Origin of the sequence: Egicoccus sp. AB-alg2 (assembly GCF_041821065.1) — a bacterium.
Taxonomy (GTDB): Bacteria; Actinomycetota; Nitriliruptoria; order Nitriliruptorales; family Nitriliruptoraceae; genus Egicoccus.
On the sequence record NZ_JBGUAX010000005.1, the window covers coordinates 395945 to 419247 of the forward strand.

Annotated in this window: 23 protein-coding genes, 2 tRNA genes and 1 riboswitch; of the genes, 14 read left to right on the forward strand and 11 right to left on the reverse strand. The window is 72.5% G+C overall.

The annotated features are described in order from the left end of the window. Nucleotides 1-39: 39 nt before the first annotated feature. The 3 genes from ACERM0_RS11680 to ACERM0_RS11690 all read right to left on the reverse strand — a co-directional run bounded on the left by ACERM0_RS11680 (nt 40) and on the right by ACERM0_RS11690 (nt 2877). A complete protein-coding gene (locus tag ACERM0_RS11680) occupies nt 40-729 on the reverse strand; it encodes a hypothetical protein (protein WP_373678769.1) in 690 nt (229 codons plus the stop codon). Continuing rightward, entirely contained in the window at nt 726-1718 is a 993-nt protein-coding gene (locus ACERM0_RS11685; RefSeq protein WP_373678770.1) for a DUF2157 domain-containing protein, read from the reverse strand. Before ACERM0_RS11685 ends, ACERM0_RS11680 begins: the two co-directional genes overlap by 4 nt. Before the next feature lie 160 nt (nt 1719-1878). Continuing rightward, the gene (locus ACERM0_RS11690; RefSeq protein ID WP_373678771.1) at nt 1879-2877 is read right to left on the reverse strand and encodes a serine/threonine dehydratase; all 999 of its coding nucleotides are present in this window, start codon (nt 2875-2877) and stop codon (nt 1879-1881) included. A 168-nt stretch (nt 2878-3045) separates the two neighbouring features. Here ACERM0_RS11690 and ACERM0_RS11695 point away from each other — a divergent pair, with 168 nt between their 5' ends. Genes ACERM0_RS11695 through ACERM0_RS11705 form a run of 3 tightly spaced genes read left to right on the forward strand, consistent with a single transcriptional unit; the run spans nt 3046 to nt 6811 of the window. Next, complete coding sequence (locus tag ACERM0_RS11695) at nt 3046-4512, forward strand: extracellular solute-binding protein (RefSeq protein ID WP_373678772.1); 1467 nt, start codon at nt 3046-3048, stop codon at nt 4510-4512. Next, nucleotides 4512-5891, forward strand: a complete 1380-nt coding sequence (locus ACERM0_RS11700; RefSeq protein WP_373678773.1) for a carbohydrate ABC transporter permease — start codon at nt 4512-4514, stop codon at nt 5889-5891. Before ACERM0_RS11695 ends, ACERM0_RS11700 begins: the two co-directional genes overlap by 1 nt. A gap of 11 nt (nt 5892-5902) precedes the next feature. Then, nucleotides 5903-6811, forward strand: coding sequence for a carbohydrate ABC transporter permease (locus tag ACERM0_RS11705; protein WP_373678774.1), 909 nt, complete (start codon nt 5903-5905; stop codon nt 6809-6811). Nucleotides 6812-7160: 349 nt separating this feature from the next. Here ACERM0_RS11705 and clpX read toward each other — a convergent pair whose 3' ends face one another. Together clpX and ACERM0_RS11715 are read right to left on the reverse strand one after the other, a co-directional pair. Beyond that, complete coding sequence (gene clpX, locus ACERM0_RS11710) at nt 7161-8435, reverse strand: ATP-dependent Clp protease ATP-binding subunit ClpX (protein ID WP_373678775.1); 1275 nt, start codon at nt 8433-8435, stop codon at nt 7161-7163. Nucleotides 8436-8590: 155 nt separating this feature from the next. Beyond that, entirely contained in the window at nt 8591-9220 is a 630-nt protein-coding gene (locus tag ACERM0_RS11715) for an ATP-dependent Clp protease proteolytic subunit (RefSeq protein WP_373678882.1), read from the reverse strand. Nucleotides 9221-9468: 248 nt separating this feature from the next. Here ACERM0_RS11715 and ACERM0_RS11720 point away from each other — a divergent pair, with 248 nt between their 5' ends. Continuing rightward, nucleotides 9469-10320, forward strand: coding sequence for a hypothetical protein (locus ACERM0_RS11720; protein ID WP_373678776.1), 852 nt, complete (start codon nt 9469-9471; stop codon nt 10318-10320). A 94-nt stretch (nt 10321-10414) separates the two neighbouring features. On the opposite strand, the gene tig is transcribed toward ACERM0_RS11720, so the two are convergent. Next, nucleotides 10415-11836: a trigger factor gene (gene tig / locus ACERM0_RS11725; RefSeq protein WP_373678777.1), complete on the reverse strand. Its 1422-nt coding sequence runs from the start codon at nt 11834-11836 to the stop codon at nt 10415-10417. Between the two features lie 290 nt (nt 11837-12126). Between tig and ACERM0_RS11730 the strand changes: the two genes are divergently transcribed. After that, a tRNA-Pro gene (locus ACERM0_RS11730) sits at nt 12127-12204 on the forward strand. A 12-nt stretch (nt 12205-12216) separates the two neighbouring features. Here the strand turns inward: ACERM0_RS11730 and ACERM0_RS11735 are convergent. After that, nucleotides 12217-12540 (reverse strand): HPF/RaiA family ribosome-associated protein, encoded by a 324-nt coding sequence (locus ACERM0_RS11735; RefSeq protein ID WP_373678778.1) that lies wholly within the window; start codon nt 12538-12540, stop codon nt 12217-12219. A gap of 154 nt (nt 12541-12694) precedes the next feature. Here ACERM0_RS11735 and ACERM0_RS11740 point away from each other — a divergent pair. From ACERM0_RS11740 to ACERM0_RS11750, 3 genes are all read left to right on the forward strand, one after another. Continuing rightward, nucleotides 12695-12769: transfer RNA gene (locus ACERM0_RS11740), tRNA-Gly, on the forward strand. An 80-nt stretch (nt 12770-12849) separates the two neighbouring features. Continuing rightward, complete coding sequence (locus ACERM0_RS11745; protein ID WP_373678779.1) at nt 12850-14226, forward strand: MFS transporter; 1377 nt, start codon at nt 12850-12852, stop codon at nt 14224-14226. Nucleotides 14227-14235: 9 nt separating this feature from the next. Continuing rightward, nucleotides 14236-14808 carry a biotin transporter BioY gene (locus ACERM0_RS11750; protein ID WP_373678780.1) on the forward strand — a complete coding sequence of 191 codons (573 nt, stop codon included), beginning with the start codon at nt 14236-14238 and terminating at the stop codon, nt 14806-14808. Nucleotides 14809-14818: 10 nt separating this feature from the next. On the opposite strand, the gene ACERM0_RS11755 is transcribed toward ACERM0_RS11750, so the two are convergent. Then, nucleotides 14819-15010: a PspC domain-containing protein gene (locus tag ACERM0_RS11755; RefSeq protein ID WP_373678781.1), complete on the reverse strand. Its 192-nt coding sequence runs from the start codon at nt 15008-15010 to the stop codon at nt 14819-14821. An 81-nt stretch (nt 15011-15091) separates the two neighbouring features. On the opposite strand from ACERM0_RS11755, the gene ACERM0_RS11760 reads away from it, so the two are divergent. Further along, complete coding sequence (locus ACERM0_RS11760; protein WP_373678782.1) at nt 15092-15496, forward strand: DUF1992 domain-containing protein; 405 nt, start codon at nt 15092-15094, stop codon at nt 15494-15496. Between the two features lie 62 nt (nt 15497-15558). Here ACERM0_RS11760 and ACERM0_RS11765 read toward each other — a convergent pair whose 3' ends face one another. Both ACERM0_RS11765 and ACERM0_RS11770 read right to left on the reverse strand, forming a co-directional pair. Continuing rightward, nucleotides 15559-16101: a hypothetical protein gene (locus tag ACERM0_RS11765; protein ID WP_373678783.1), complete on the reverse strand. Its 543-nt coding sequence runs from the start codon at nt 16099-16101 to the stop codon at nt 15559-15561. A gap of 105 nt (nt 16102-16206) precedes the next feature. Beyond that, nucleotides 16207-16473, reverse strand: a complete 267-nt coding sequence (locus ACERM0_RS11770) for a DUF3253 domain-containing protein (protein ID WP_373678784.1) — start codon at nt 16471-16473, stop codon at nt 16207-16209. Between the two features lie 161 nt (nt 16474-16634). On the opposite strand from ACERM0_RS11770, the gene ACERM0_RS11775 reads away from it, so the two are divergent. Then, nucleotides 16635-17717, forward strand: a complete 1083-nt coding sequence (locus ACERM0_RS11775; RefSeq protein WP_373678785.1) for an AAA family ATPase — start codon at nt 16635-16637, stop codon at nt 17715-17717. Between the two features lie 37 nt (nt 17718-17754). Here ACERM0_RS11775 and ACERM0_RS11780 read toward each other — a convergent pair whose 3' ends face one another. Continuing rightward, nucleotides 17755-18393, reverse strand: a complete 639-nt coding sequence (locus ACERM0_RS11780) for an SDR family oxidoreductase (protein ID WP_373678786.1) — start codon at nt 18391-18393, stop codon at nt 17755-17757. 94 nt (nt 18394-18487) lie between these two features. Continuing rightward, nucleotides 18488-18631, forward strand: a riboswitch (TPP riboswitch). Between ACERM0_RS11780 and ACERM0_RS11785 the strand changes: the two genes are divergently transcribed. The 4 genes from ACERM0_RS11785 (at nt 18624) to ACERM0_RS11800 (ending at nt 23260) form a co-directional block, all read left to right on the forward strand. Beyond that, complete coding sequence (locus ACERM0_RS11785; RefSeq protein ID WP_373678787.1) at nt 18624-19328, forward strand: thiamine diphosphokinase; 705 nt, start codon at nt 18624-18626, stop codon at nt 19326-19328. Its footprint overlaps the riboswitch before it by 8 nt. 9 nt (nt 19329-19337) lie before the next feature. Next, nucleotides 19338-20462: a thiamine ABC transporter substrate binding subunit gene (locus ACERM0_RS11790; protein WP_373678788.1), complete on the forward strand. Its 1125-nt coding sequence runs from the start codon at nt 19338-19340 to the stop codon at nt 20460-20462. A gap of 110 nt (nt 20463-20572) precedes the next feature. Next, nucleotides 20573-22204 (forward strand): ABC transporter permease, encoded by a 1632-nt coding sequence (locus tag ACERM0_RS11795; protein ID WP_373678883.1) that lies wholly within the window; start codon nt 20573-20575, stop codon nt 22202-22204. Beyond that, complete coding sequence (locus ACERM0_RS11800; protein WP_373678789.1) at nt 22205-23260, forward strand: ABC transporter ATP-binding protein; 1056 nt, start codon at nt 22205-22207, stop codon at nt 23258-23260. Nucleotides 23261-23303: the final 43 nt, after the last annotated feature.

Genomic DNA, 23303 nt, shown 5'->3' on the forward strand with positions numbered 1-23303 from the left:
CGCATGGCACCGGTGACGTCGAGGTAGCACGACGGGCGGTCAACCGGTCCGGCCGCCACCCTCCCACGCGACCCCCGGCCACGGTGGCACGTCCGACGCCCAGACCCGCGGCGGGACGCTGCCGTCGCTCGGGGCGACCAGCAGCCGGCCGGCCGTGTCGACCATCGCCAGCCAATCCTCGCCGGGCGCGTACGCCGACGTCTCGATCCGGTAGCGGTCGGGGGCACGCACCCGCCAGACCTGCGCGTCCGTGGTGGCGTCGTGGACGATCAGGGTGTCGCCGTCTCGCTCGGTCCAGACGGCGGCCGACTCGCCGAGCGGCTCGTCGGTGGTGTCTGCATGCTGGCCCGTGACCTGCCCGTTCGCCGGGTCGACGGAGCGCAGCCGCGTCGCGCCGTCCCAGACACGGACGAGGACGTCACCGTCGTCGGTCCAGCCGGCGATCTCGGCCCCTTCCGGGCTGCACCAGGGTGTGGCGACGGGACCGGTCGGCTGCGCGACGTGGATGCAGGACTCCTCGTTCTCCCAGGCCATCCAGGCCACGGCCGCCGGCGGCGCCGGGTCCGGCTCGTCGGCGAGCGCGGACAGCGCCGGCGGGCGCTCGAGGCCGAACAGGACCGTGAGCGTCACGACCACGAGCACGAGTGCACCGGCCAGCACCAGCAGCCCGATGCTGCGCCGACCGGTCTCCGGCGTCGGCGTGCCAGGACGCTCGAGCACGGTGCTCATCGTGGCACCTCCCCGCCGACGTCGGCGTCGCCGATCTCGCGGCGGGCCCGACCGATGCCGACCGCAAGCAGGATCAGCAGGAGGCCGACGACCAGCATGCTGGCCGGACCGCCGATGGCGTCCCCGAACCACGCGAACACCAGCCGCGGCACCAGGAGGAACAGTCCGAGCGCGCCGACCACCAGCAGATGCAGCGCGTCGGTCAGCACCGCGAGCGCGACCAGCCCACCGGCGAGGACGACCCCGAGGAGGAGCAGCAGCCACTCCCTGCCTTCCCACGGGGCCTGGCAGGCGAGCAGGGCCACGACCGCGCCGGCCACCTCGGCGACGGGACGCGGCTCGAGCCACGCGCCGGCGCCGAGGACGAACCAGGCGCCACCGACCGTCGCGACGGTCAGCCCGATCCAGCCGGCGTGTGGCGGCAGTGCCGGCAGGTTCAGCGCGGCCGTGACGACCACGAGCGTGGCGCCGAGCATCGCCAGCTGCGCCAGTGCGCGGCGACGGATCAGGTACAGCGGGAGTGCGGCCACCAACGCGGCGGCGCCGACGACGAGGGCGACCTGCGCCTCGTCCAGGCGGGTGAGGTCGCCGGCGACCAGGCCGGCGAACCAGCCGGTACCGACGACGGTGCCGAGCAGCAGCACGCTCGCCAGCCGTTGCAACGGCGCGCGCGCCGTGCTGCGCAGTGCCAGGCCGGCGCCGAGCAGCGCGAGGGTGAGCAGCGCGATCAGTACCAGCTGGGCCGCGGTCGTGAAGTCGGGCCAGAACTCGCCGACGAGCAGCGCCACCGCGCCCAGGGCGAGGGCGGCACCGACGTAGCCGAGCGCCTCGGCGAAGACCGTGCGGCGGTGCGGGGCGGTCTGCCGCTGCTGCTCGTAGGCCGCGATGGACCGCAGCTGCTCGTCGGTGAGGAGACCGGCATCACGCCAGTCCCGTAACCGCCCCGCGAGTCCGCCCGGGGCACGGGGTGGGTGGACGGTGGCGCGCATGGCTCGATCCCTGACGGCGCGGGCAGCGTTCCCGCGAGCCGACACCATGCTGCTCCCCTGACGCCGGTGCGCGGTAGAGGGGAAATCCCCTACCGCCGCGTGGGCGCGGGCCGTGGGCGCGGGCCGCGGGCGCGGGCCCGCGGCACGGCCGGACCCGAGGTCAGCCGACCACGGTCGCGGGATCCACGTTGCCGCCGCACACCAGCACCGCCACCCGCTCGCCCGGTGCCGGCACGTACCGGCCCGAGGTGAGCGCGGCCAGGGCCGTCGCGCCGCCCGGTTCGGCCACCAGCCGGGCCGCCGCCCACAGATCACGCTGCGCCTGTGCCACCTCGTCTTCCGTGACGAGCAGCGCGTCGTCGACCCACGGTTGCGCCGCCCAGGCCAGGTCGCCGAGCCGGCGGGCCCCCAGCGACGAGGCCGCCAGCCCACCCACCTCGACGTCCACCGGGTGCCCGGCCGCGCGGGCGGCGGTGAGGGCCGGCGTGCCGTGGGTCTCCACGCCGATCAGGCGCACGTCGTCGCCCACGACGGCGGCGGCACCGGCCAGGAGCCCACCGCCGCCGACCGCCACCAGCAGCGTGTCGACGTCCGGGTGCTCGACGAGCAGTTCCGCCGTGGCCGTGCCCTGCCCGGCCACCACCTCGGCCTGGTCGTAGGCGTGGGCCCGCAGGGCACCGGTCGTCGCCACGTGCTCGTCGGCCGCGGCCAGCGCGTCGGCGTAGTAGCCGGGGACGACGTGCACCTCGGCGCCCAGGTCGGCCAGCGGACGCAGTTTGGCGGGCGGTGACGAGTCGGGCACGAAGATGATGGCGCGATGGCCGAGGCGTCGCGCCGCGTACGCCACGGCCAGCCCGAAGTTCCCGCCCGAGGCCGCCACCACGCCCGCGTCGGGCACCGCCACCCCCGTCAACAGCGAGGTGGCGCCGCGGACCTTGAACGAACCGGTCGGCTGCAGCAGGTCCAGCTTGGCCACGACCGGGGCCGACCGGCCGAGCGCGTCGGCCTCCAGGGTCAGCACCGGGGTGCGGCGCACGTGACCGTCGACGCGGACGGCGGCGGCCGCGACGTCGGCCCGCGTGACGGGCTGCACGCCCGACTGACGGCCGTGCGACGCGGGGGCTGGTCGGCCGTCTGCGGCCGGGTCGGGGTCGGTCATGACCGGTCACGCTACCGGCACCAGGTGCACCTCGATGAGACCGGACACCTCGCGGCCGTCTAGCGTTCACCGCGTCGCTGGCGGAGCGACGGATGGGGGTAACGCCTCGTCCTTAGCGTGCCGCCGGTCCGTCCCGTCGTACGTAGCACTTTCCGGGGAGAAAGCCGCATGTCACACATTCGAGCTGGTCGACGCGGTCACGCGTCCAACCGCGCCGCCGCGGCGGCGCTCGCGCTGGCCCTGGGCCTGGCCGCCTGTGGGGGTGCCGACGACACCGCGGCGCCCGAGGAGGGCGGTGACGACGGCGCCGCGGCGGAGGAGGGCGTCGACGAGCCCGAGCCCGTCGCCGAGGGTGTCACGGAGGTGCCGGTGTGGATCGCCTTCACCGACGCCCGCCTGGACTGGACCCGCGACGTCGCCGCCGCCTTCAACGAGCAGCTGGACGGCTACGAGATCACCGTCCAGGGCTACGACAACTACGAGGCGCTCTTCGACGCGACGCTGTTGGCCGTCGACCAGGGCAACCCGCCGGCGGTCGTGCAGTACTTCGAGGCGGCCACCACCGAGGCGAATGACGCGGTCACCAACGCCGGCGACCCGCTGTTCACGAGCGTGACGGAGGCGATCGGTGGACGCGACCAGATCCTCGACGTCCCCGTCGTGATCGACGACGTCGTCGAATCGGCCGCCAACTACTACACGATCGACGGCGAGCTGCGCTCGATGCCGTGGAACACCTCGTCGGCGATCATGTTCACGAACCGGACGATGCTGGAAGAGGCCGGGGTCGACGAGATCCCCGACACCTGGCAGGGCATCACCGAGGCCTGCGACACGATCATGGCCTCGGATGCCGCGCCGGAGCACTGCATCACCTGGCCCAACCACTCCTGGTTCATCGAGCAGTCGATCGCCCAGCAGGGCGAGGTCCTGGCCAACAACGACAACGGCCGCGCCGGCCGCGCCGACGAGGTCGCCATCGACACGCCGGCGATGGTCGACTACGTGACGTGGTGGAAGGAGCTGCAGGACGCCGGCCACTACGTCTACACGGGCGTCCAGCGCGACTGGGACGGCACGTACAACGCCTTCGCGTCCCAGCAGGTGCCGTTCCTCATCTACTCGTCGTCCGACACCACGCTCCTGACCGAGGAGGGCGAGAACGGCGGCTTCGAGGTGGAGGCCTCGTTCATGCCGGGCAACGGTGACCGCGCCGAGGGCGGCAACATCATCGGTGGTGCGACCCTGTGGCTGGTCGACGGGTTGGAGACGGAGACCGAGGACGTCGCGCTGGCGTTCCTCAACTTCCTGAACAACCCGGAGAACGCCGCCGACTGGCACCGCGTCACCGGTTACATCCCGATCACCAACGCGGCCGTCGAACTCCTCGAGGAGGAGGGCTGGTTCGAGGAGAACCCGAACTCCGCCGTGGCCGGTGAGCAGCTGGCGGCCGCGCCGGCCTCGCCCGCGACCGCAGGGGTCCTGATGGGCAACTTCGTCGCCATCCGTGACGTCATCACCGGCGCGATCGAGGACGTGCTCGTCAACGACCTGGACCCGGCCGACCGGATGAGTCAGGCCGACGAGGAAGCTCAGCGTCTGCTCGACGACTACAACGAGCTGTTCGTCGACTGATGGTCGTCGCCGCACTGCTGCTGGCCGGCCTGGCCGGCGCGCTCGCGCTCACCGCGCTGGCGCGCCGGTCCGGCCGGCGGACCGGTCCGGCCGCCGCCGCGGGCGCGGCGGCCGGCGCCGGCGGCGGCGCCCTGTTCCAGGTGCCGCTCGGGTTCTGCACGTTCGAGGCCGGACGACCGGCCGCCGACGTGGGCTTCGGGCTGTTCCTGATGGCCGTCGGCGTGCTGCTCGGACTGCGACTCGCTTGGACGCTGCTGGATCCCGCGGGCGCTGCCGAGCGGGCCAAGCGTGGCGACAGCACCACGCACGGCGTGTTCCGCGGCCACCCGTTCCTGCCGTGGGTGCTGCTCGCACCGACGTTGGCCGTGCTGATCGTGTTCCTGTACTGGCCCGCGTTGCGCACGGCCCGGCTGTCGACCATGAACGTCCGGCTCGGCGCGCCGCGTACCGCCGACCGGTGCGTGACCAACTTCACCGAGCTCATCGGCCTCAACGCCCCGCAGCTGGCGGGCGTGGCCCTCCTCGCCACCGCCGTCGCCTTCACGCTGGCGGTCGCGCTGCGCCGCCGCGCGCGGGCCGCGGTGCCCGGCGCCGGCGTCACGCTCGAGAAGTACGCCGGGTGGGCCTCCACCGCCGGCGTGTTCGGGGCCCTGTGGCTGCTGTACCTGCTGTGGACGCCAGGGTTCCAGCGCGTCTACGTCGTCACCCTCATCATCTCGGCCGGCACGGTGGTGCTGGGCCTGAGCATCTCGCTGGCGGTCGCCTACCTCGCCTACCAGCCGATCCGCGGCGCCAGCCTGTACCGCACCCTGCTGGTGTGGCCCTACGCGATCAGCCCGCCCATCGCCGGCCTGATCTTCTTCGTCATCTTCGATCCCAACGCCGGCATCGTCGAGCACTGGCTCGGCCAGCTGTTCGGCATCTCGTTGCCCAACTACCGTCAGAACGCGCTGCTGGCCCAGATCGTCGTCATCCTGGCCAGCGTGTGGAAGACGCTCGGGTACAACCTGCTCTTCTACATCGCCGGCCTGCAGACCGTGCCGGGCGACCAGCTCGAGGCAGCCGAACTCGACGGCGCCAACGCCTGGCAGCGGTTCCGGCACGTGGTCGTGCCAGCCCTGTCGCCGATCACGTTCTTCCTCGTCGTCACGAACCTCACCTACGCGTTCTTCGACACGTTCGGGACGATCGACTACCTCACCCGCGGTGGGCCGGCCGGTGAGACGAGCGTGCTGATGTACGAGATCTACCTGACCGCCATCCCCGGCCGTGACCTCGGCCGCGGCGCGGCCCAGTCCATGATCCTGTTCGCCGGCGTCATCGCCCTGACCGTGTGGCAGTTCCGCTCCACCGGGCGCCGCGTCAGCTACGGCCGGTAGGAGCAACCCACATGGCCGACACCCTGCCGTCCACCCGCGTCCCGCCGGCGACCGCGCCGGTCCCGCCGCCGAAGCGTCCCTCGCGCGGACGACGCCTGCTCGCCCGGCGGTCGCGTGCCGACCACTGGTACACCCACCTCGCGCTGATCGTCGCCTGCCTCGTCATCGGCTTCCCGGTGCTGTACGCCGCGTTGGTGGCGACCCAGGGCAACGCCGACTTCTTCGCGTTCCGCCTGACCCCCGGCGACCGGCTGGCCGACAACTGGGACGTGGTCTGGAATACCCGCAACCTCGGCGGCTACCTGTGGAACTCGACCATCCAGGCGGTCATCATCACGGTCGGCAAGACCGTGACGGCGCTGCTGTGCGGGCTGGCGTTCGTCCACCTGCGCTTCCCCGGCAAGTGGATCGTGTTCTGGTTCGTGCTCGTCACGCTGATGATGCCGACCGAGATCCTGGTGCTCGCGCTGTTCCAGATCGTGTCCGGGTTCGGCTGGGGCAACAGCATGTACGGCCTGACGATCCCGTTCCTGGCCTCCGCCACCGGCGCGTTCCTGTTCCGGCAGCACTTCGCCAACCTGCCCACCGAACTGTCCGAGGCCGCGCAACTCGACGGCGCCTCGCCCCTGCAGTACCTGTGGCGGATCCTGCTGCCGCTGTCGTGGAACGTGATCGGGGCACTTGCCGTCATCTCGTTCATCTACAGCTGGAACATGTACCTGTGGCCGCTGCTGATCATCAACGACCAGTCCGCGCAGGTCGTCCAGATCGGGCTCGGCACACTGCGCAACACCGGCGGCGGCCAGACCTACGGCCCGCTCATGCTCGGGGCACTGCTGGCCTCCATCCCGCCGACGATCGTCTTCGTCCTGCTCCAGAAGCCGTTCCTGGCCGGCTTCTCCATCAACGCCGACAAGTGACGGCGGCCCCGAAGGGCCTTCGTCCCTCGGCGCCCCACGCAAGGGGCGACGCCGACAAGTGACGGCGGCCCCGAAGGGCCTTCGTCCCTCGGCGCCCCACGCAAGGGGCGACGCCGACAAGTGACGGCGGCGCCGACAGGCCTTCGTCCCTTGGCGTGCGGGAGCGGAGGCGTGGGGTGGCTGCCGTAGCAGGGGCTGTGAGCGAGCGAAGCGATGCTCACGAGTGCAGTGTGGGTCGGGGCGGAACGCCCCCTGCGCAGGCAGCCACCCCACGCCGGAGCGGGCGCAACTACGGAGGCAAAGAGCGACGCCCCGCGAACCGCGGGGCGTCAGATGAGGTGAGGTGCGCTCAGGCGGAGCGCTCCTGGGGCTCCTCGAGCTTGCGCAGCTTGCTGTGCGGCACCAGCGTCGGGTTGACCTTCTCGCGCACGGTGTCGGCCGTGATCACGCAGCGGCCGACGTCCTGGCGCGACGGCAGCTCGTACATGGTGTTCAGCAGCACCTCTTCGAGGATGGCGCGCAGGCCGCGGGCGCCGGTCTGACGCAGGATCGCGAGGTCGGCGATGGCGCCCAGCGCCTCCTCGTCGAACTCAAGCTCGACGCCGTCGAACTCGAAGAACTTGCTGTACTGCTTGGTCAGCGCGTTGCGCGGCCCGGTCAGGATGTCGACCAGTGCGTCGCGCTCGAGCGGCTCCACGGAACTGACGATCGGCAGCCGGCCGATGAACTCCGGGATGAGCCCGTACTTGACCAGGTCCTCGGGCAGCACGTTGCGCAGCAGCTGGGCGAGGTCGTCACCGCGGGCGGCCGCGACGTCGGCACCGAAGCCGACCCCGCGCCGGCCCTGCCGCTGCTCGACAACCTTCTCCAGCCCCGCGAACGCCCCGCCGCAGATGAACAGGATGTTCGAGGTGTCGATCTGGATGAATTCCTGGTGGGGGTGCTTGCGGCCGCCCTGCGGCGGGACCGACGCGACGGTGCCCTCCAGGATCTTCAGCAGCGCCTGTTGCACGCCCTCGCCGGACACGTCCCGGGTGATCGAGGGGTTGTCCGACTTGCGGGCGATCTTGTCGACCTCGTCGATGTAGATGATGCCCGTCTCGGCCTTCTTGACGTCGAAGTCGGCGGCCTGGATGAGCTTCAGCAGGATGTTCTCCACATCCTCACCGACGTAGCCGGCCTCGGTCAGCGCGGTGGCGTCCGCGATGGCGAACGGCACGTTGAGCAGCTTGGCCAGGGTCTGTGCGAGTAGCGTCTTGCCGGAACCGGTCGGACCGAGCAGCAGGATGTTGGACTTCTGCAGCTCGACGTCCTCGCCGGCGCCGGCGCCGACCTGGATGCGCTTGTAGTGGTTGTAGACCGCGACCGCCAACGTCTTCTTCGCCGTGTCCTGGCCGACGACGTAGTCGTTCAGGAAGGAGTAGATCTCCTTGGGCTTGGGCAGCTCGTCGAGTTGGAGGTCGGCGGGCTCGGCGAGCTCCTCCTCGATGATCTCGTTGCACAGGTCGATGCACTCGTCGCAGATGTAGACGCCGGGGCCGGCGATCAGCTTCTTCACCTGCTTCTGCGACTTGCCGCAGAAGGAGCACTTCAGGAGAGCGTCGCCCTCACCGAACTTCGCCATCGCGGCCCTCCGCCGTCCTCGTTGCTCGCCCCCACGGGACGTGAGCGGTCTCGTGGGCTGCGGCCGGTTCCCCCCGACCGCCGCCCGCGGCTCGCCGCGATGGTAACCACCGCGTCCGCCCGGCGCTGTCAGGCGCCGAACGCGTGCGCCTCGGCTCAGCGGACCGCGCGCTCCTGCGCCTTGCGGGTCGCGATGATCTCGTCGACGATGCCGTACTCCTTGGCCATCGGCGCGTCGAGGATGAAGTCGCGGTCGGTGTCCCGGTCGATCTCCTCGGGCGTCTTGTTGGTCTTCTCGGCCAGGATCTCGTTGAGCAGGTCCCGCATGCGCAGGATCTCGCGCGCCTGGATCTCGATGTCGACCGACTGGCCCTCGGCGCCGCCCGACGGCTGGTGCAGCAGGATCCGCGAGTGCGGCAGCGCGAGCCGCTTGCCCGGCGCACCGGCCGCCAGCAGCACCGCGGCCGCCGAGGCGGCCTGCCCCATGCAGATCGTCTGCACGTCGGGCTTGATGAACTCCATGGTGTCGTAGATGGCGAACAGCGCGGTGATGGAGCCGCCCGGCGAGTTGATGTAGAGGGCGATGTCCTTCTCCGGGTCCTCGGACTCGAGGTGCAGCAACTGCGCCATGATCACGTTGGCGATCTCGTCGTTGACCGGCGTGCCCAGGAAGATGATGCGCTGCTGCAGCAGACGCGAGTAGATGTCGAACGCGCGCTCGCCGCGGCTGGTCTGCTCGATGACGGTCGGCACGAGGTAGCTGGTCGGCGACGGCGTCTGCTGGATGAAGTCCACCGCGGTTTCCTCCGGGTCGGGCTGGCGGCCGACTGTACCCGGGGTGTCCGAGCCGACCGTGGGGTTGCGCCTCCGCGACTGAAGGCTGGTGCCGGAGACGGGTCCCCGCCGGCGTCGGCCCGGCCTCCTAGCAGCCTCGCACCCCGGCCGATGTCCCGGCCGAACGGCCGGGGCGGTGGCGAAGGCCCGCCCGCGGACCCCTACCGTCGGGGGCCACCTTCCCATGCCCAGGAGCACCCGTGCGACTCCGAAACACCACCGCCGCGGCTGCCGTGGCGGTCCTGCTCGCCGCCTGCGGCGGCGCTGCCGACGAGACCGATCCCGGCGCCGCGCCCGAGACGACGGACGAGCCGACGACCGACGACCCGGCGGAGGCTCCCGGCGAGCCCGAGCTCCCGGACGCCGAGGAGTTCATCACCGACGGCGAGTTCCGCGGCCAGGGCGTCGTCCTGCCGGTACCCGACGGCTGGTCGGTCGACGAGTTCGGCCTGCTGCAGGGCATCGTCGTCGCGACCTCCGACGAGGACCAGAGCCAGCAGCTGGCCGCGCAGGCCGTCGACGCCTCCGGACTGGAGGAGGAGCAGCAGATCGACTTCGACGAGTTGCTCGAGCTGCAGCGCACCCAGTTCCAGGAGGTCGACCCGGAGATCGAGCCGACGATCGACGAAGAGGTCGAGGTCGGCGGCGCCGAGCGCGCCCAGCGGCTGCGCTTCGAGTCCGTCGAGGTCGAGGAGCAGCCCGCGTTCACGCTCGACCTCGTGCTCGCCGACGACGGCCAGGGCACCATCGCGCTGTTCAACTACGCCGCACCGAGCGAGGCCTTCGACGAGGAGGTCGCCGACCTGCTCGTGACCGGAGCCGGGATCGACCCCGACAGCGAGCCGCCGTCGCCCGAGCCCATGGCCCCCGAGGAGGGCCTCGGCGGCGAGGAGGGCGCGACCGGCGACGGCGCGACCGGCGACGGCGCGACCGGCGACGGCGCGACCGGCGACGGCGCGACCGGCGACGACGCGACGGGTGACGACACGGCCGGCGACGATGCCGCCGGTGACGACGCGACGGGTGACGACGCGGCCGACGACCAGGGCTGACCGCCCCCCTCGCGCGACGACGGGCGCCCGCCATCCTCGGCGGGCGCCCGTTCTCGTGCGCTCGGAACCGCCGGTGACGGGCGGTCCGGCGTGCTCAGTCCTCGGTGTCGGCGTCCTCGCGGGCCGCGACCGGCTCGTCCGTCGCGGCGTCCGTCGCCTCGGCGGGCTCCGTCGCCTCCGCGGCGTCCGGGTCGTCCAGCAGGCCGAGTTCGACGAGCACCTCGTCGGACGGGCCGCCGTCGACCTGGGCGGAGGCGACGATCGTGTCGATCGTCTTGCGGCGCATGATGTCGCCGACCAGCGCCGGCAGCGTGCCCTGCTGCTGGATGATCTGCGCGATCTGCTGCGGGGAGACGCCGTTGGCCTGCGCGTGGCGGACGATCTCCTCGTCGATGTCGCCGGGCTGCAGGTCGAGCTCGAGCCGGCTGGAGAGCGCGTCGAGGACCAGTTGCGCCTTGACCGTCTCCTCGGCCTGCTGCTGCGCGTTGGTCTCGAACTCCTCGCGCGAGGTGCCCTCCATCTGGAACAGCTGGTCCATCTCGATGCCGAAGCGCTCGGCCTGGTGCTCGAGCTGGTGGATGCGGCCCTGCTTGTCGGCCTCGACCATCGAGGGCGGCAGCGGGAGGTCGACCCGGGCGAGGTAGGCCTCGAGGATGCGACCACGCAGGTCGTGCTGGGCCTGCTCGACCTTGCGGCGCAGCAACGAGTTGCGTAGGTCGCGCTTCAGTTCGTCGAGGGTGTCGAAGCCCGACGCCGTCTGGGCGAAGTCGTCGTCGAGCTCCGGCAGGGTCTTCTCGCGCACGTCCTTCACGGTGACGAAGAAGCTGGCCTGCTCGCCGCCGTGCTCGGGGTACTCCTCGGGCAGCGCGTCCTCGTAGGAGAACTCCTCGCCGGCGCGCTTGCCGACGAGCTCCTCGTCGAGCTTGGGCGTCACGCCCTGCGAGCCGATCTCGTACAGCGCGTCCTCGACCCGCGCGGACTCGAGCTCGGTGCCCTCCACCTCGACCCGCAGGTCGAGGGTGACCATGTCACCGTCGGCGGCGGCGCGCTCGACCTCGTCGACCTCCGCGAAGCGCTCGCGCAGCTGCTCGAGCTGGGCGTCCACGTCGTCGTCGTCGACGTCCCACTCCGGGAAGGTGACGCTGATGCCCTCGTGCTCCGGCGGGTCGAAGCTCGGACGCACCTCGACGGTGGCCGTGAAGGTGCAGCCCTCGGCCTCGTCGAAGTTCTGGACGTCGACCTCCGGCTGGGCGACCGCGTCGATCTCCTCGGCGCGCAGTGCCTCGACGTAGTAGTCGGACAGCGCGTCCTCCATGGCGGTCTGGGCGATCACGCCCTGGCCGAAGCGCTGCTCGAGGAGCCGGCGCGGAGCCTTGCCGGGACGGAACCCGGGGAGGTTGACCTGCTTGGCCAGCTCGCGGGCGGCGCGGTCGAACGCCTGCTTCACACGCTTGGGCTCGACCTCGACGGTCAGCTTGACCTTGACGGGGTCGAGGGTCTCGACGGACGTCTTCACGTTGGGTGGCTTTCGTCTGCTTCTGGGCCGGCGTCACCGCGACGCTCGGGCACGAGCGGCGCCGGTCGCACGGTCCGGGGACGCGGCATGGACCCGACGGCGAGGTGGTGCGAGGACCGGCGGCACCTCAGGGAGGAGGCGTCGCGCCGTGGCAGGCGGGCACGCCGGCCGCGACCGGTCGGGACCGGGATCGTTCCATCTCCACCGCGGCCTGTCCATTCCGCGGGCCCGCCCGCGCGGACGGCTGGCGCGCGAGGGCGCCCCGGGGGGCGATAGGCTCCCGCCCGCCACGGGGTGTGGCGCAGCTTGGCTAGCGCGCCGGCTTTGGGTGCCGGAGGCCGTCGGTTCGAATCCGGCCACCCCGACCAGCGGGCCTCGCGTCAGCGACGACGCGAGGCCTCCTTCTTCGTCACGTGCTTGTCGATCTGGGTGAACAGGTCGTCACGCACCTCGGCGACGGCGTCGTCGAGCTTGCGCTGGCTGGAGGTCGCGACCAGCTTCGGCAGCCCGCTGACCCAGCACTCGAGCGCGACCCGCTGCTGGTCGCTGTCACGTCCCTTCACCGAGATCTCGAGCTCGACCTGCTCCGGGTTCCAGCGCTTCAGGCGGCGGTCGAGCTTCCCGGACAGGATCTCCGTCACCCGGTCGTACTCGTCGGGGCGGAACTCGGGGACGATGCGCAGCCGTTCGGCGATGGTGGTCATGTGGTGGCTACCTCGGTGCGGGGACGTGCGGGTGCTCGTTGCCGACGCTAGGCGGCGGCTACGGGGCGAGCAGGGCCACAGTGCCTCCCGCCGACCGGGGCGAAGGTCGCGAAGGTGCGCGCAAGTGTCGTTCGCTACCCTGCCGCCCGCATCCGCGGGTGTAGCTCAATGGCCAGAGCTCCAGTCTTCCAAACTGGCGATGAGGGTTCGATTCCCTTCACCCGCTCCACTCCCTCCCCGGCCCGTGGCCCGTCCGGCCAGCCAACGCCGGCACACCGTGGCCGGACCCGTGGCTGCTACACACCTCTCATGTCCTCCGGTACCCCCCACGGCCTCGAGCGCTCCACGGCGGCGAGCGAACGTGTCGCCAGCGACACCGTGCCCGAGCCTGCGCGTGGTCCGGCCCGGCTCCTGCTCGATCCGGTGTTCGGCCCGTTCTTCGCCGGCAAGCTCCTGTCGACCATGGGCATCTGGATCCACAACATCGCCGCGGCGATCGTGGTGTTCCAGCTGACCCGGTCGGCAACGCTGGTCGGCGCCGTCAGCATCGCCCAGTTCGCGCCCCAGTTCCTGCTCACGCCGCTCAGCGGCGCGCACGCCGACCGCGGCGACCGCCGCCGGCAACTGGTCGCCGGCCGGCTCGTCGCCGCGTCGGGCTCGGGTGGCCTGGCCGTGTACATCCTGGTCGTCGGGCTGGAGGGCACCGCCGGCGCCGCCGCCGTCATCGTCGCGGCCTTCGTCGTCGGCATCGGGTTCTCCATCGGCGGGCCGGCGATGCAGGCGCTGATCCCCTCGCTCGTCCGGCGGGCGGAGCTGCCCAGCGCCGTCGCGCTCAACTCGGTGCCCTTCACGATCGCCCGCGCGTCGGGCCCAGCCCTGGGCGCGGTGCTGGTGACCGCGGCGCACCCTGCGGCGGCGTTCGCGATCGCCGCCGCGAGCAACCTGCTCTTCGCCATCGTCATCGTCGCGGTGCGGATCCGCGAGGTCGCCCGCACACGGCCCCGCGACACCTCGGTCCGCGGAGGCCTGCGCCACGTGCGGGCCGACTCCGTGCTGTTGGCACTGCTGGCCGGTGCAGCGACCGTCGGCATCGGCACCGACCCCGTCATCACCCTGACGCCGTCGCTGGCGGACGAGCTGGGCGCCGGCGAGCGGCTGGTGGGCGCACTGGCGTCGTCGTTCGGCGTCGGCGCGGCCATCGGCTTCGTCGTACTCGGCCGCGCCCGGCGCGTGCTCGGGCTGCCGCGGCTGGGCACGACGGGCCTGCTGCTGCTCGCCGCCGGGTTCGCGGCCCTGGCCTGGAGCGGCACGGCCTGGGTGGCGCTGAGCTGCCTCGTGGTCGCCGGCGCGGGCAATGACCTTCTCGCTGACGGCGCTCACCACGCTCATCCAGCAGCGCGTCCCCGAGGAGCTGCGGGGACGGGTCATGGCGCTGTGGTCGGTGGCCTTCCTGGGCACCCGTCCGCTGGCGGCGGCCGTCAACGGCGCCGTCGCCGACGCGACCTCGGTGCGGGTGGCACTGCTCGTGGTCGTGCTGGTCGTGCTGGTCGGCGCCTGGTTCGCCCGGCCGGCACGTGTGCGCTGGGCGGGGTGAACGCCGCCCGAGGGACACCCCGTGATGACACCCGACTATCGGCGACCGCCGGCGGGCGCCTAGATTCCGCGCCGACCGGTCGTCCCCCGTGAGGTGTCCTCGTGTCCAGCGCCGCCTATCCGCACCATCGTGTCCTGACCGACGTGCTGCCCGGCGAGCGCGTCCGCGACGTCGTGCTGTCGGTCGGCTTCGCCGTCGCGATCGCCGTGTCGGCACAGCTCTTCTTCTACCTGCCCGGGAACCCGGTGCCGGTGACGGGCCAGACCTTCGCCGTCCTGGTGGGTGCGATCGTGCTGGGCCGCACGCGCGCCGCGGCCGGCGCCCTGCTCTACCTCGCGGTCGGTGCCGCCGGCGTCCCGTGGTTCACGGCCGCCGGCCCCCACACGCTGGGCTACATCGTCGGCTTCGTCGTCGCGGCCGCGGTCGTCGGCGCGATGGTCCGCCGGCTGGGCTCGCGCACGCCGCTGCAGGTGATCGGCGCCATGGCGGTCGGCAACCTGCTGATCTGGGCCTTCGGCGCCGCCGGGCTCGCGCTGGTGCTCGGTCTGTCCGCCACGGAGGCCGTCGCCACCGGCGTCGTCCCGTTCCTGTTCGGGGACGCGGTCAAGCTGCTCGCGGCGGCCGCGGCCGTCCCGGCGGCGTGGAAGCTGGTCGACCGGGTCGAGCGCCGCTGAGCCACGGGGCTCAACGTCGCTTGGGCATCACCAGCCACAGCACCAGGTAGGCGAGCTCGCTGGCACCCGTGATCGCGAAGATCACGAACAGCAGACGGACGAGCCCGGTGCTGAAGCCGTAGTGCTGCGCGATCCCCGAGCAGACCCCGGCGATCAGCCGCCCGTCGCCGCGTCCTGGTCGGTCGAGCCGCTTGCTGGCCATGGGCTGCTCCTCGTCGCGTTTCGCGGTCGCTCCGTCGCGTGCCACCCTGCCAGGGGATCGCCGACGGCGAATGGGGACACCGTGACCGAACGCAAGCCCTCCGGCATGAGTTGGGAGTCGTGGATCGAGCGGCAGATCCGCGAGGCGCAGGAACGCGGCGAGTTCGAGGGCCTGCCCGGTGCCGGCCGCCCGATCGCCGACCTGCACGCGCCACGCGACGAGAACTGGTGGATCAAGAAGAAGCTCGAGCGTGAGCGCATCGCCGCGCTACCGCCCGCGCTGGCCATCCGCCACGAACGCGACGAAGCCATGCAGCGCGTCACCGAGGCCCGCTCCGAGGCGCAGGTGCGCACCATCGTCGAGGCACTGAACGCGCGTATCCGCCGCGTGAACGCGACCGTGACCAGCGGACCGTCGACGTCGATCGGCGTGCTGGACGTCGATGCCGTGGTCGCCGCGTGGCGACGCGGCCGCGACGGCGGCTGAGCGGGGAACGGCACGGCGTCCGGCAGAGCGCGGCTGGTGGGGTGTGCCGTGACCGCTTCCGTTCAGCCGAACCACACCCAGACGCTCACGAGTCCGGCGCCCACCCCAGCGACGAGGGTGGTCAGCCACCAGCGCCGGCCGCGGGCCGACACCTGACGTTCGGCGAGGTAGCTGGCCACGCCCCCACCGATCCCGGCCGGGACGGTCGTCGCGACCGAGTCACGAAGGCCGGTTGCGGTGAGGTCGGGCAGTGAGCCGCCGAAGAAGAACAGCCACAGCGGGACGAGGCCTGCGAGCACGCCGACACCGATGACCGGTACGAGGGCGCCCTGCAGTTGCGGTGGCGCGAATCTCGACAACAGCCATCGCGCGCCGGAGGCGAAGAGCGTCAGCCCGCCGACCAGGAGGGTGATCGGGAACGCGAAGAGCAGGATCGAGCCGACGGGCCAGTCCGGGTCGGCGGCGAGAATCAGCACGATGGCCAGGATGCTGACGGTCAGCGTCGCGCCGAACCAGCGGAGGATCCATCGGCCCCAGGGATCGAGCGGGTTCGAGGTGTGGTCGCGATCGAACCGCGGGTGGAAGTCGCTCGGCGCGCCAGCCATCGGTCGTCGTCCCCCACATCGCGACGTCGCCATCGTTGCATGCGCCGTGCCCGTCAGGTGGTGAAGCGGGCGTGCCGGAATGGCTTCCCGGTGCGGCGGGGGACGTCAGGGGCCGGGAGCAGACACCCTGCGCCGGATGCGGATCGGCCCTCGCGCCTGCGCCGCGTCGACCACGACCCCACCCTGCGTGACGTCCACCTCACCGGCGGCGGCGAGCCGCGCAGCGGCCAGTCGGGCGGGCCCCATCAACTGGCGCCAGTCGTCCTCGCCCACCCGGCGAGCCGCCTCGGACGGGCAGATGCTCGCGCCGTCGGCCCGGGCAGCGAGCAGTGCACGGATGGCGCCCTCGAGCCGGTCCTCCACATCGGTCACGGTCGCTCCTTCGAGTCCACGCCCCCCCCGCCCGCGGGACCAGGACGGGGACGTCAGGGGTTCGGTCGCGGCCGAAGACGCAGATGCCGCGCCCCGGGACCCACAAAGGTATGCTCCGATCATACCTTTTCGGTACTTTCGCGTGATACCCGGAGCGTGGCGTGGAGCTCTCCCCGTTCGACTACACCGGCCCGCTGCCGCCCGAGCTCGTGCGCGGCCGCGACGACCTGCTCGTCGACCTCACCGAACGGGCCACGGCCCGCTCGCCCACCGCGCTGCTCGGACCCCGCCGCTACGGCAAGACCAGCGTGCTGCAACGCCTCGCGGCCGACCTCACGGAATCCGCGGTCGTCACCATCGACCTGATGCCCGCGCAGACCCCCAACGACGTCGCCCGCGCCCTTTCCGCTGCGCTGCTCGACACCGACGCCGACGTCGCCCGCAACGCCACCGAGGTGTCCGCCACCCTCGGCTTCAACCTCGTCGGGCTGCGCGGCCAGGTCACCTCGACCCGCCCTGCCGACCGACCCGACCCCGCAGCCGCCTACGCCAACCTCGTCGACACCCTCGTCCGGACCGCGTTGCGTCGCCCGACCGTCATCATCTTCGACGAGTTCCAGCAGATCGCGACCGTCCCCAACGGCACCGCGGTGCTCCGCGCCGCGCTCCAGCACCACTACAAGGACATCGGCCTGCTGTTCGCCGGGTCCGCGCCATCGGCGATGCGCGGCATCTTCTCCAACCACGCCCAGCCGTTCCTCCACCAGGCACAGATCGTCGAGATCGGGCCGCTCGACCTGCCCGCCACCCAGCACATCGTGAACGACGGGTTCACCACGACCGGCCGCACCCCCGGAGCGGTCGCGTCGCTCATCCACCAGTTCACCCGCGGCCACCCGCTTCGCACCATGCAAGCCGCCCACGTCGCCTGGCTGCACGCCACCAACGCCCCCGCCGACACCACCTGGGGCGCGGCACTCGCGACCATCCGGAAGTCCGCCCGCCCCGAGGTCTCGGCCGTCTACGAGCAACTGCCCGACACCCACCAGCGGACGCTGCGGGTCGTCGCCCACCGCCGTTCCGCGCTCGGCGTCGCCGGCGAACTGGTCAACCTCAGCAAGGGCAGCGCCCAGGGCGCCCACCGCAGCCTGCTCGACCACGGCCACCTCGTCGACGTGGACGGCAGCCTGCACGTCACCGACCCGTTCCTCGCGGACTGGCTGGTCGAGACCCACCCGCTCTGACCACCCGCCGGCGTGTTGCTGCGAGCTCCGACGAGGGTCAGCCGCCCAGCGCGTCGGCGATCGGCGTGTCACCGGTGGCGATCTCGTAGGTCTGTCCGATGGTGGCCGGCGCGGCAAGGCACACGGCGATGGTCGCCGCCACGTCCTCACGTGGGATCTTGTCGCCCCGGGACACCGAGGTGGTGATCCGGCCGGTGCCGGGGTCGTCGGTCAGTCCGACCGGCCGCAGGATCGTGTGGTCCAGACCGCTGTCGGCCAGCGCGGCGTCGGCGCGGCCCTTGGCCCGCAGGTAGACGTCGAACACCTCGTCACCCGGGTGGTCGGCATCGGCGTTGACCGAGCTGACCATCACGTAGCGCGACACGCCGGCCTGCCGCGCCGCGTCGACGAGCTTGACGGCGCCGCCGTAGTCGACGGACTCCTTGCGCGGAGCGCCGCTGCCCGGGCCGGCCCCGGCCGCGAACACGACCGCGTCCACCTCGCCGACGGCCTCGGCGAGGGCGGCCGCGTCGGCTTCCTCGAGATCGCACAGCACCGGCTGGGCACCCGCGTCGCGCAGGTCGTCGAAGTGCTCCTCCTTGCGGACGATGGAGCGGACCTCGTCGCCACGCCGGGCCAGGATGCGGGCCAGGTGCAGGGCGATCTTGCCGTGGCCTCCGGCGATGGCGACACGCATGGACGTTCCTCGTTCGATTCGGCGTCGCAGGGACGGGATCGACGCTACCGAGCGGATAGGCTGGCTCGTGTCGGCGGCACCTGGCCGCTCGACACGACGACACCCGGGGAGCTCGGGACAGCCGGGCTGAGAGGGTGGCCGCCTCACCGCCGCGCACCTGCGCGGCGGTGGAGGGCGTCACCGACCCGTGGAACCTGAGCCGGGTAATGCCGGCGGAGGGAGGTGCGACGATGCTGCCCGGACCCTCGGTCCCGTTCCCGGACGCCGCGACCCCGGACATCGCGCCGGAGATCGTGGTGCTGGTCGGTGGCGACCCGGTCCTGCACGACCGGGTCCCGCAGCTGCCGCAGCGGGCGTTCGTCATCGCCGCGGACTCGGGGCTGCACCTCGCCCACGAGTTCGGTCTGCCGGTCCACCTCGTCGTCGGCGACCTCGACTCGGTCCGGCCCGAGCGCCTCGCCGCGGCCCGGGCCGCCGGGGTCCCGGTCCACCAGCACCCGGTGGACAAGGACGAGACCGACCTGGCCATCGCGCTGGATGCGGCCACCCGGTTCGCGCCGGCGCGGGTCACCCTGCTGGGCGGCCACGGCGGACGCCTCGACCACCTGCTCGGCAACGCCCTCGTGCTCGCCGCCGAGGCGTATCGCGAGCTGACGCTGACCGCCCTGGTCGCGTCGGCCACGATCACGGTGGTCCGCGGCGAACGCGAACTTCGTGGGCAGCCGGGCGACTACGTCAGCCTGCTCCCGGCCCACGGCCCGGCGCGGGGGATCACCACGTCGGGCTTGCGGTTCCCGCTCTCGGACGAGGACCTCCCGGCCGGGTCGACGCGCGGCATCAGCAACCAGTTCCTGTCCGATCGCGCCACCGTGCGGTTGACCGACGGCGTCCTGCTCGCCGTCCAACCCGGTGAGCGCGGTCCCGACCACGCCTGAGGAGTACCCATGCGCACCCGTCTGCGCGCCGTCGCAGGTGGCCTGGCCCTGGCCCTGCTGCTCGCGGCCTGTGGGGAGGCGGCCGACGAGTCCGCCGGCCCTGACGAGCCCGAGCCCACGGAGGACGAGACCGGCCCCGACGACATGTCGCCACCCGAGGACCTGCCCGACCAGGTGACCATCACGCTGGTCACCCACGACTCGTTCGACGTCGAGGAGGAGGTGCTCGCCAGGTTCTCCACGGAGACCGGTATCAACGTGGACATCGTGCCGGGCGGGGATGCCGGCTCGACCGTGAACCAGGCCATCCTCACCCGCGACGCCCCGCTGGGCGACGTGCTGTTCGGCGTCGACAACACGTTCCTGTCCCGCGCCCTGGACGAAGAGATCTTCGTCCCCTACGAGTCGCCCGCGCTGGCCGGGGTCGACCCGCAGTTCCTGCTCGACGACCAGCACCGGGTCACCCCGGTCGACTTCGGCGACGTGTGCCTCAACTACGACCGCGCCTGGTTCGAGGAGAACGACGTCGAGGTACCCGACGACCTCCAGGACCTGACCGACGAGGCCTACACCGGGCTGCTCACCGTGATGAACCCCGCCACCTCCTCCCCCGGCCTGGCGTTCCTGCTGGCGAGCGTCGAACGGTTCGGCGAGGACGGCTACCTCGACTTCTGGGAGGCGTTGGCGGACAACGACGTGCTGGTCACCGACGGCTGGTCCGAGGCCTACTACGACGAGTTCAGCGCCACCGGTGACGGCGAGCGCCCGCTGGTCGTGTCGTACGCCTCCAGCCCGCCGGCCGAGGTCTACTTCGCCGACCCGCCACCCGACGAGCCGCCGACCGGCGTCATCGAGGCGTCGTGCTTCCGGCAGGTCGAGTTCGCCGGGATCCTGCAGGGCACGGAGCACGAGGCGGAAGCGCGCCTGCTCGTCGACTTCCTGCTGTCCGAGGCCTTCCAGGAGACCCTGCCGCTGACCATGTTCGTCTTCCCGGTGGTCGAGGACACGCCGCTGCCGGAGGTGTTCGAACAGCACGCCGTCGTCCCCGACGAGCCGCTGCAGCTCGACCCGGAGGAGATCGGCGCGGGACGCGAGGAATGGATCGACGCCTGGACGCGCACGGTCCTGCGGTGAGCGTCGATCAGCGGCCCCCTCGCGGCGCGGGCGACGTCCGTGCCGCGGGGCGCGCCGCTGCACACGGGGTGCCGCAGGCGGTCCGCGCCGCGGCCGGGCGGAGCCTGCTCCTGCTCGTGCCGGCTGCGTTCCTCCTCGTGTTCTTCGTCCTGCCGGTCGGCACGATCCTGCTGACCGGGCTGCGTCCCGAGGGCCGGCTCGACCTCGCCGCCGTGCCCGCGGTGCTCAGCGACCCGGTCACCCTGCGGGTGGCGTGGTTCACGCTGTGGCAGGCGGCCGCCTCGACCGTGCTGACACTGCTGGTCGGGCTGCCGGGCGCCTACGTGCTGGCACGGCTGTCGTTCCGCGGGCGCAGTGCCCTGCGCGCCGCCATCACCGTGCCGTTCGTGCTGCCGACCGTGGTGGTCGGCAGCGCGTTCCTGGCCCTGCTCGGCCCGCGCAGCCCGCTCAACGCACTGCTGGGTGGCGTGCTGGGCGAGGCCGCACCGACGCTGGACCTGCGCCGCACCGTGACCGCGATCCTGCTGGCCCACGTGTTCTTCAACTACGCGGTGGTGGTCCGCACCGTCGGTGGCCTGTGGAGCCACCTCGACCCACGCCTCGAGGAGGCGGCCCGCACCCTCGGCGCCTCGCGCTGGGCGACGTTCCGGGAGGTGTCCTGGCCGCTGGTGCGCCCCGCGGTGGCCGCCGCCGCCGCGATCGTGTTCCTGTTCACGTTCACGTCGTTCGGGGTCGTGCTGATCCTCGGCGGGCCGGGGCGGGCGACCCTCGAGGTGGAGATCTACCGGGCGACCGTCCAGCTGCTGGACCTGCCGCTGGCGTCCGTGCTGGCGCTGCTCCAGCTCGCGGCCGTGACCGCCGCCCTGCTGGTGTACGGCCGCCTGCAGAAGCGCGCGACCGCCCAGCCGCTGCGCAGCGCCGCCACCACCGCCCGGCCGCCCCGGACCCGCGGCGAGCGTGCCTTCCTCGCCGTCAACCTCCTCGTCGTCGCCGGGCTGTTGCTGGCGCCGCTGCTCGTGCTGGTCGAGCGTTCCCTGGCCACCGGTGACGGCTACGGCCTGGACCACTACGCCGCGCTCTTCGGGACCCAGCGCTCGACCGTGCTGGCGGTGGCGCCGTTCGAGGCGATCCGCAACTCGGTCCTCTACGGGCTGGCAGCCACGTCGGTGGCGCTGGTCGTCGGCGGCTGCGCGGCCGTCGCGGCTTCGCGGCCGGGCCGGAGTGGCCGCCTCCTCGACCGCGCGCTGATGCTGCCGCTCGGCACGTCGGCGGCCACGGTCGGCTTCGGGTTCCTGCTCGCGCTGGCGCGCCCACCGCTGGACCTGCGCGGCTCGCGGCTGCTGATCCCGGCCGCGCAGGCGCTGATCGCCACCCCGTTCGTGGTACGCACGCTGCTGCCGGTGCTGCGCTCGATCGACCAGCGCCTGCGCGACGCGGCCGCCACGCTGGGCGCCGCGCCGCGGCGGGTCTGGCGCGAGATCGACCTGCCGATCGTGGGACGGGCCGTGCTGGCGGCGGCCGGCTTCTCCTTCGCGATCGCGGTCGGCGAGTTCGGCGCCACCGTGTTCCTCGCCCGCGGACAGACCCCGACCATGCCGGTGGCGATCTTCCGGCTGCTGGGCCGTCCGGGCGTGACCAACTTCGGACAGGCCATGGCGATGTCGACCATCCTCATGCTGGTCACGGCCAGCGCGATCGCGCTGCTCGACCGGCTCCGCGTGGGCCAGGTGGGACGGTTCTAGATGCTCGCACTGCGCGACGTCCGCGTGTCCTACGGCGACCGGGCCGTCGTCGACGGCGTGGGACTGGACGTCGGCGACGGCGAGGTGGTGGCCGTCCTGGGCCCCAGCGGCTGCGGCAAGTCGACGCTGCTGCGCGCCATCGCCGGCCTCGAGCCGCTGACGTCCGGGAGCATCCACCTCGACGGCCGCGACCTCGCCGGCCGCCGGCCCGACCAGCGGCCGGTCGGGTTGATGTTCCAGGACCACGCGCTGTTCCCACACCGCGACGTCGGCGACAACGTCGGGTTCGGCCCGCGCATGCAACGCCTGTCGGCCGCGGAGATCCGGGACCGGGTCGACGAGGCCCTGGCGTTGGTGGCCCTGCGCGGCGCGGGACACCGGCGGGTCACCGAGCTGTCCGGCGGCGAACAGCAGCGCGTCGCCCTCGCCCGCGCCCTCGCCTCTCGGCCGCGCCTGCTGATGCTGGACGAGCCGCTCGGCTCGCTCGACCGTGCCCTGCGCGACCAACTCCTCGACCAGCTGCCGGAGGTGTTCGGCAAGGTCGGCTGCGGCGTGTTGTACGTCACGCACGACCAGGACGAGGCGCTCACGCTGGCCGACCGGGTGGCGGTCATGCGGGCCGGACGACTGCTGCAGGTCGCGCCACCCGAGGAGCTGTGGACCCGGCCGGTCGACGAGTTCGTGGCCCGCTTCCTCGGACTCGACCAGATCCTGGAGGTCGTCGTCCTCCACGGCCGGGCCGACACGCCGTTCGGCCAGATCTCGTTGTCGGCCGCCGCGGACGGTCCGGCCCGGTTGCTGGTGCTGCCCGATGCCCTCACGGTCGGCCCTCCCGACGCCGAGTCGGCGGACCGGTTGACGATCGACGCGACGGTCGTGCGGCGACGCTTCGCCGGCCACCGCAGCGACCTGCTCGTCGCCGCCGCCGGGCGCGAGTGGGAGGTCGCCACCCCCCACGTCGACATCGGCGGCACCCCGGGCCAGCGGGTGCGTCTGCGGCTGGACCCGGGTCGGCTCCACCTGTTCCAAGGGTCAGGTGCGACGATCGCGGAGTGAGCACACCCACTACCGTGAGGCGTGCCGGCCCGTCGAGACGAGG

Excerpts from the sequence above, each read along its gene's own strand:
- ACERM0_RS11745 (WP_373678779.1), top strand. The coding sequence starts at position 12,850 with ATGTCCTCCGGTACCCCCCACGGCCTCGAGCGCTCCACGGCGGCGAGC.
- ACERM0_RS11685 (WP_373678770.1), bottom strand. The coding sequence starts at position 1,718 with ATGCGCGCCACCGTCCACCCACCCCGTGCCCCGGGCGGACTCGCGGGG.
- ACERM0_RS11705 (WP_373678774.1), top strand. The coding sequence starts at position 5,903 with ATGGCCGACACCCTGCCGTCCACCCGCGTCCCGCCGGCGACCGCGCCG.
- ACERM0_RS11780 (WP_373678786.1), bottom strand. The coding sequence starts at position 18,393 with ATGCGTGTCGCCATCGCCGGAGGCCACGGCAAGATCGCCCTGCACCTG.
- ACERM0_RS11690 (WP_373678771.1), bottom strand. The coding sequence starts at position 2,877 with ATGACCGACCCCGACCCGGCCGCAGACGGCCGACCAGCCCCCGCGTCG.
- ACERM0_RS11755 (WP_373678781.1), bottom strand. The coding sequence starts at position 15,010 with ATGGCCAGCAAGCGGCTCGACCGACCAGGACGCGGCGACGGGCGGCTG.
- ACERM0_RS11695 (WP_373678772.1), top strand. The coding sequence starts at position 3,046 with ATGTCACACATTCGAGCTGGTCGACGCGGTCACGCGTCCAACCGCGCC.
- ACERM0_RS11680 (WP_373678769.1), bottom strand. The coding sequence starts at position 729 with ATGAGCACCGTGCTCGAGCGTCCTGGCACGCCGACGCCGGAGACCGGT.
- ACERM0_RS11800 (WP_373678789.1), top strand. The coding sequence starts at position 22,205 with ATGCTCGCACTGCGCGACGTCCGCGTGTCCTACGGCGACCGGGCCGTC.
- ACERM0_RS11765 (WP_373678783.1), bottom strand. The coding sequence starts at position 16,101 with ATGGCTGGCGCGCCGAGCGACTTCCACCCGCGGTTCGATCGCGACCAC.
- ACERM0_RS11790 (WP_373678788.1), top strand. The coding sequence starts at position 19,338 with ATGCGCACCCGTCTGCGCGCCGTCGCAGGTGGCCTGGCCCTGGCCCTG.
- ACERM0_RS11735 (WP_373678778.1), bottom strand. The coding sequence starts at position 12,540 with ATGACCACCATCGCCGAACGGCTGCGCATCGTCCCCGAGTTCCGCCCC.
- ACERM0_RS11700 (WP_373678773.1), top strand. The coding sequence starts at position 4,512 with ATGGTCGTCGCCGCACTGCTGCTGGCCGGCCTGGCCGGCGCGCTCGCG.
- clpX (WP_373678775.1), bottom strand. The coding sequence starts at position 8,435 with ATGGCGAAGTTCGGTGAGGGCGACGCTCTCCTGAAGTGCTCCTTCTGC.
- ACERM0_RS11785 (WP_373678787.1), top strand. The coding sequence starts at position 18,624 with ATGCTGCCCGGACCCTCGGTCCCGTTCCCGGACGCCGCGACCCCGGAC.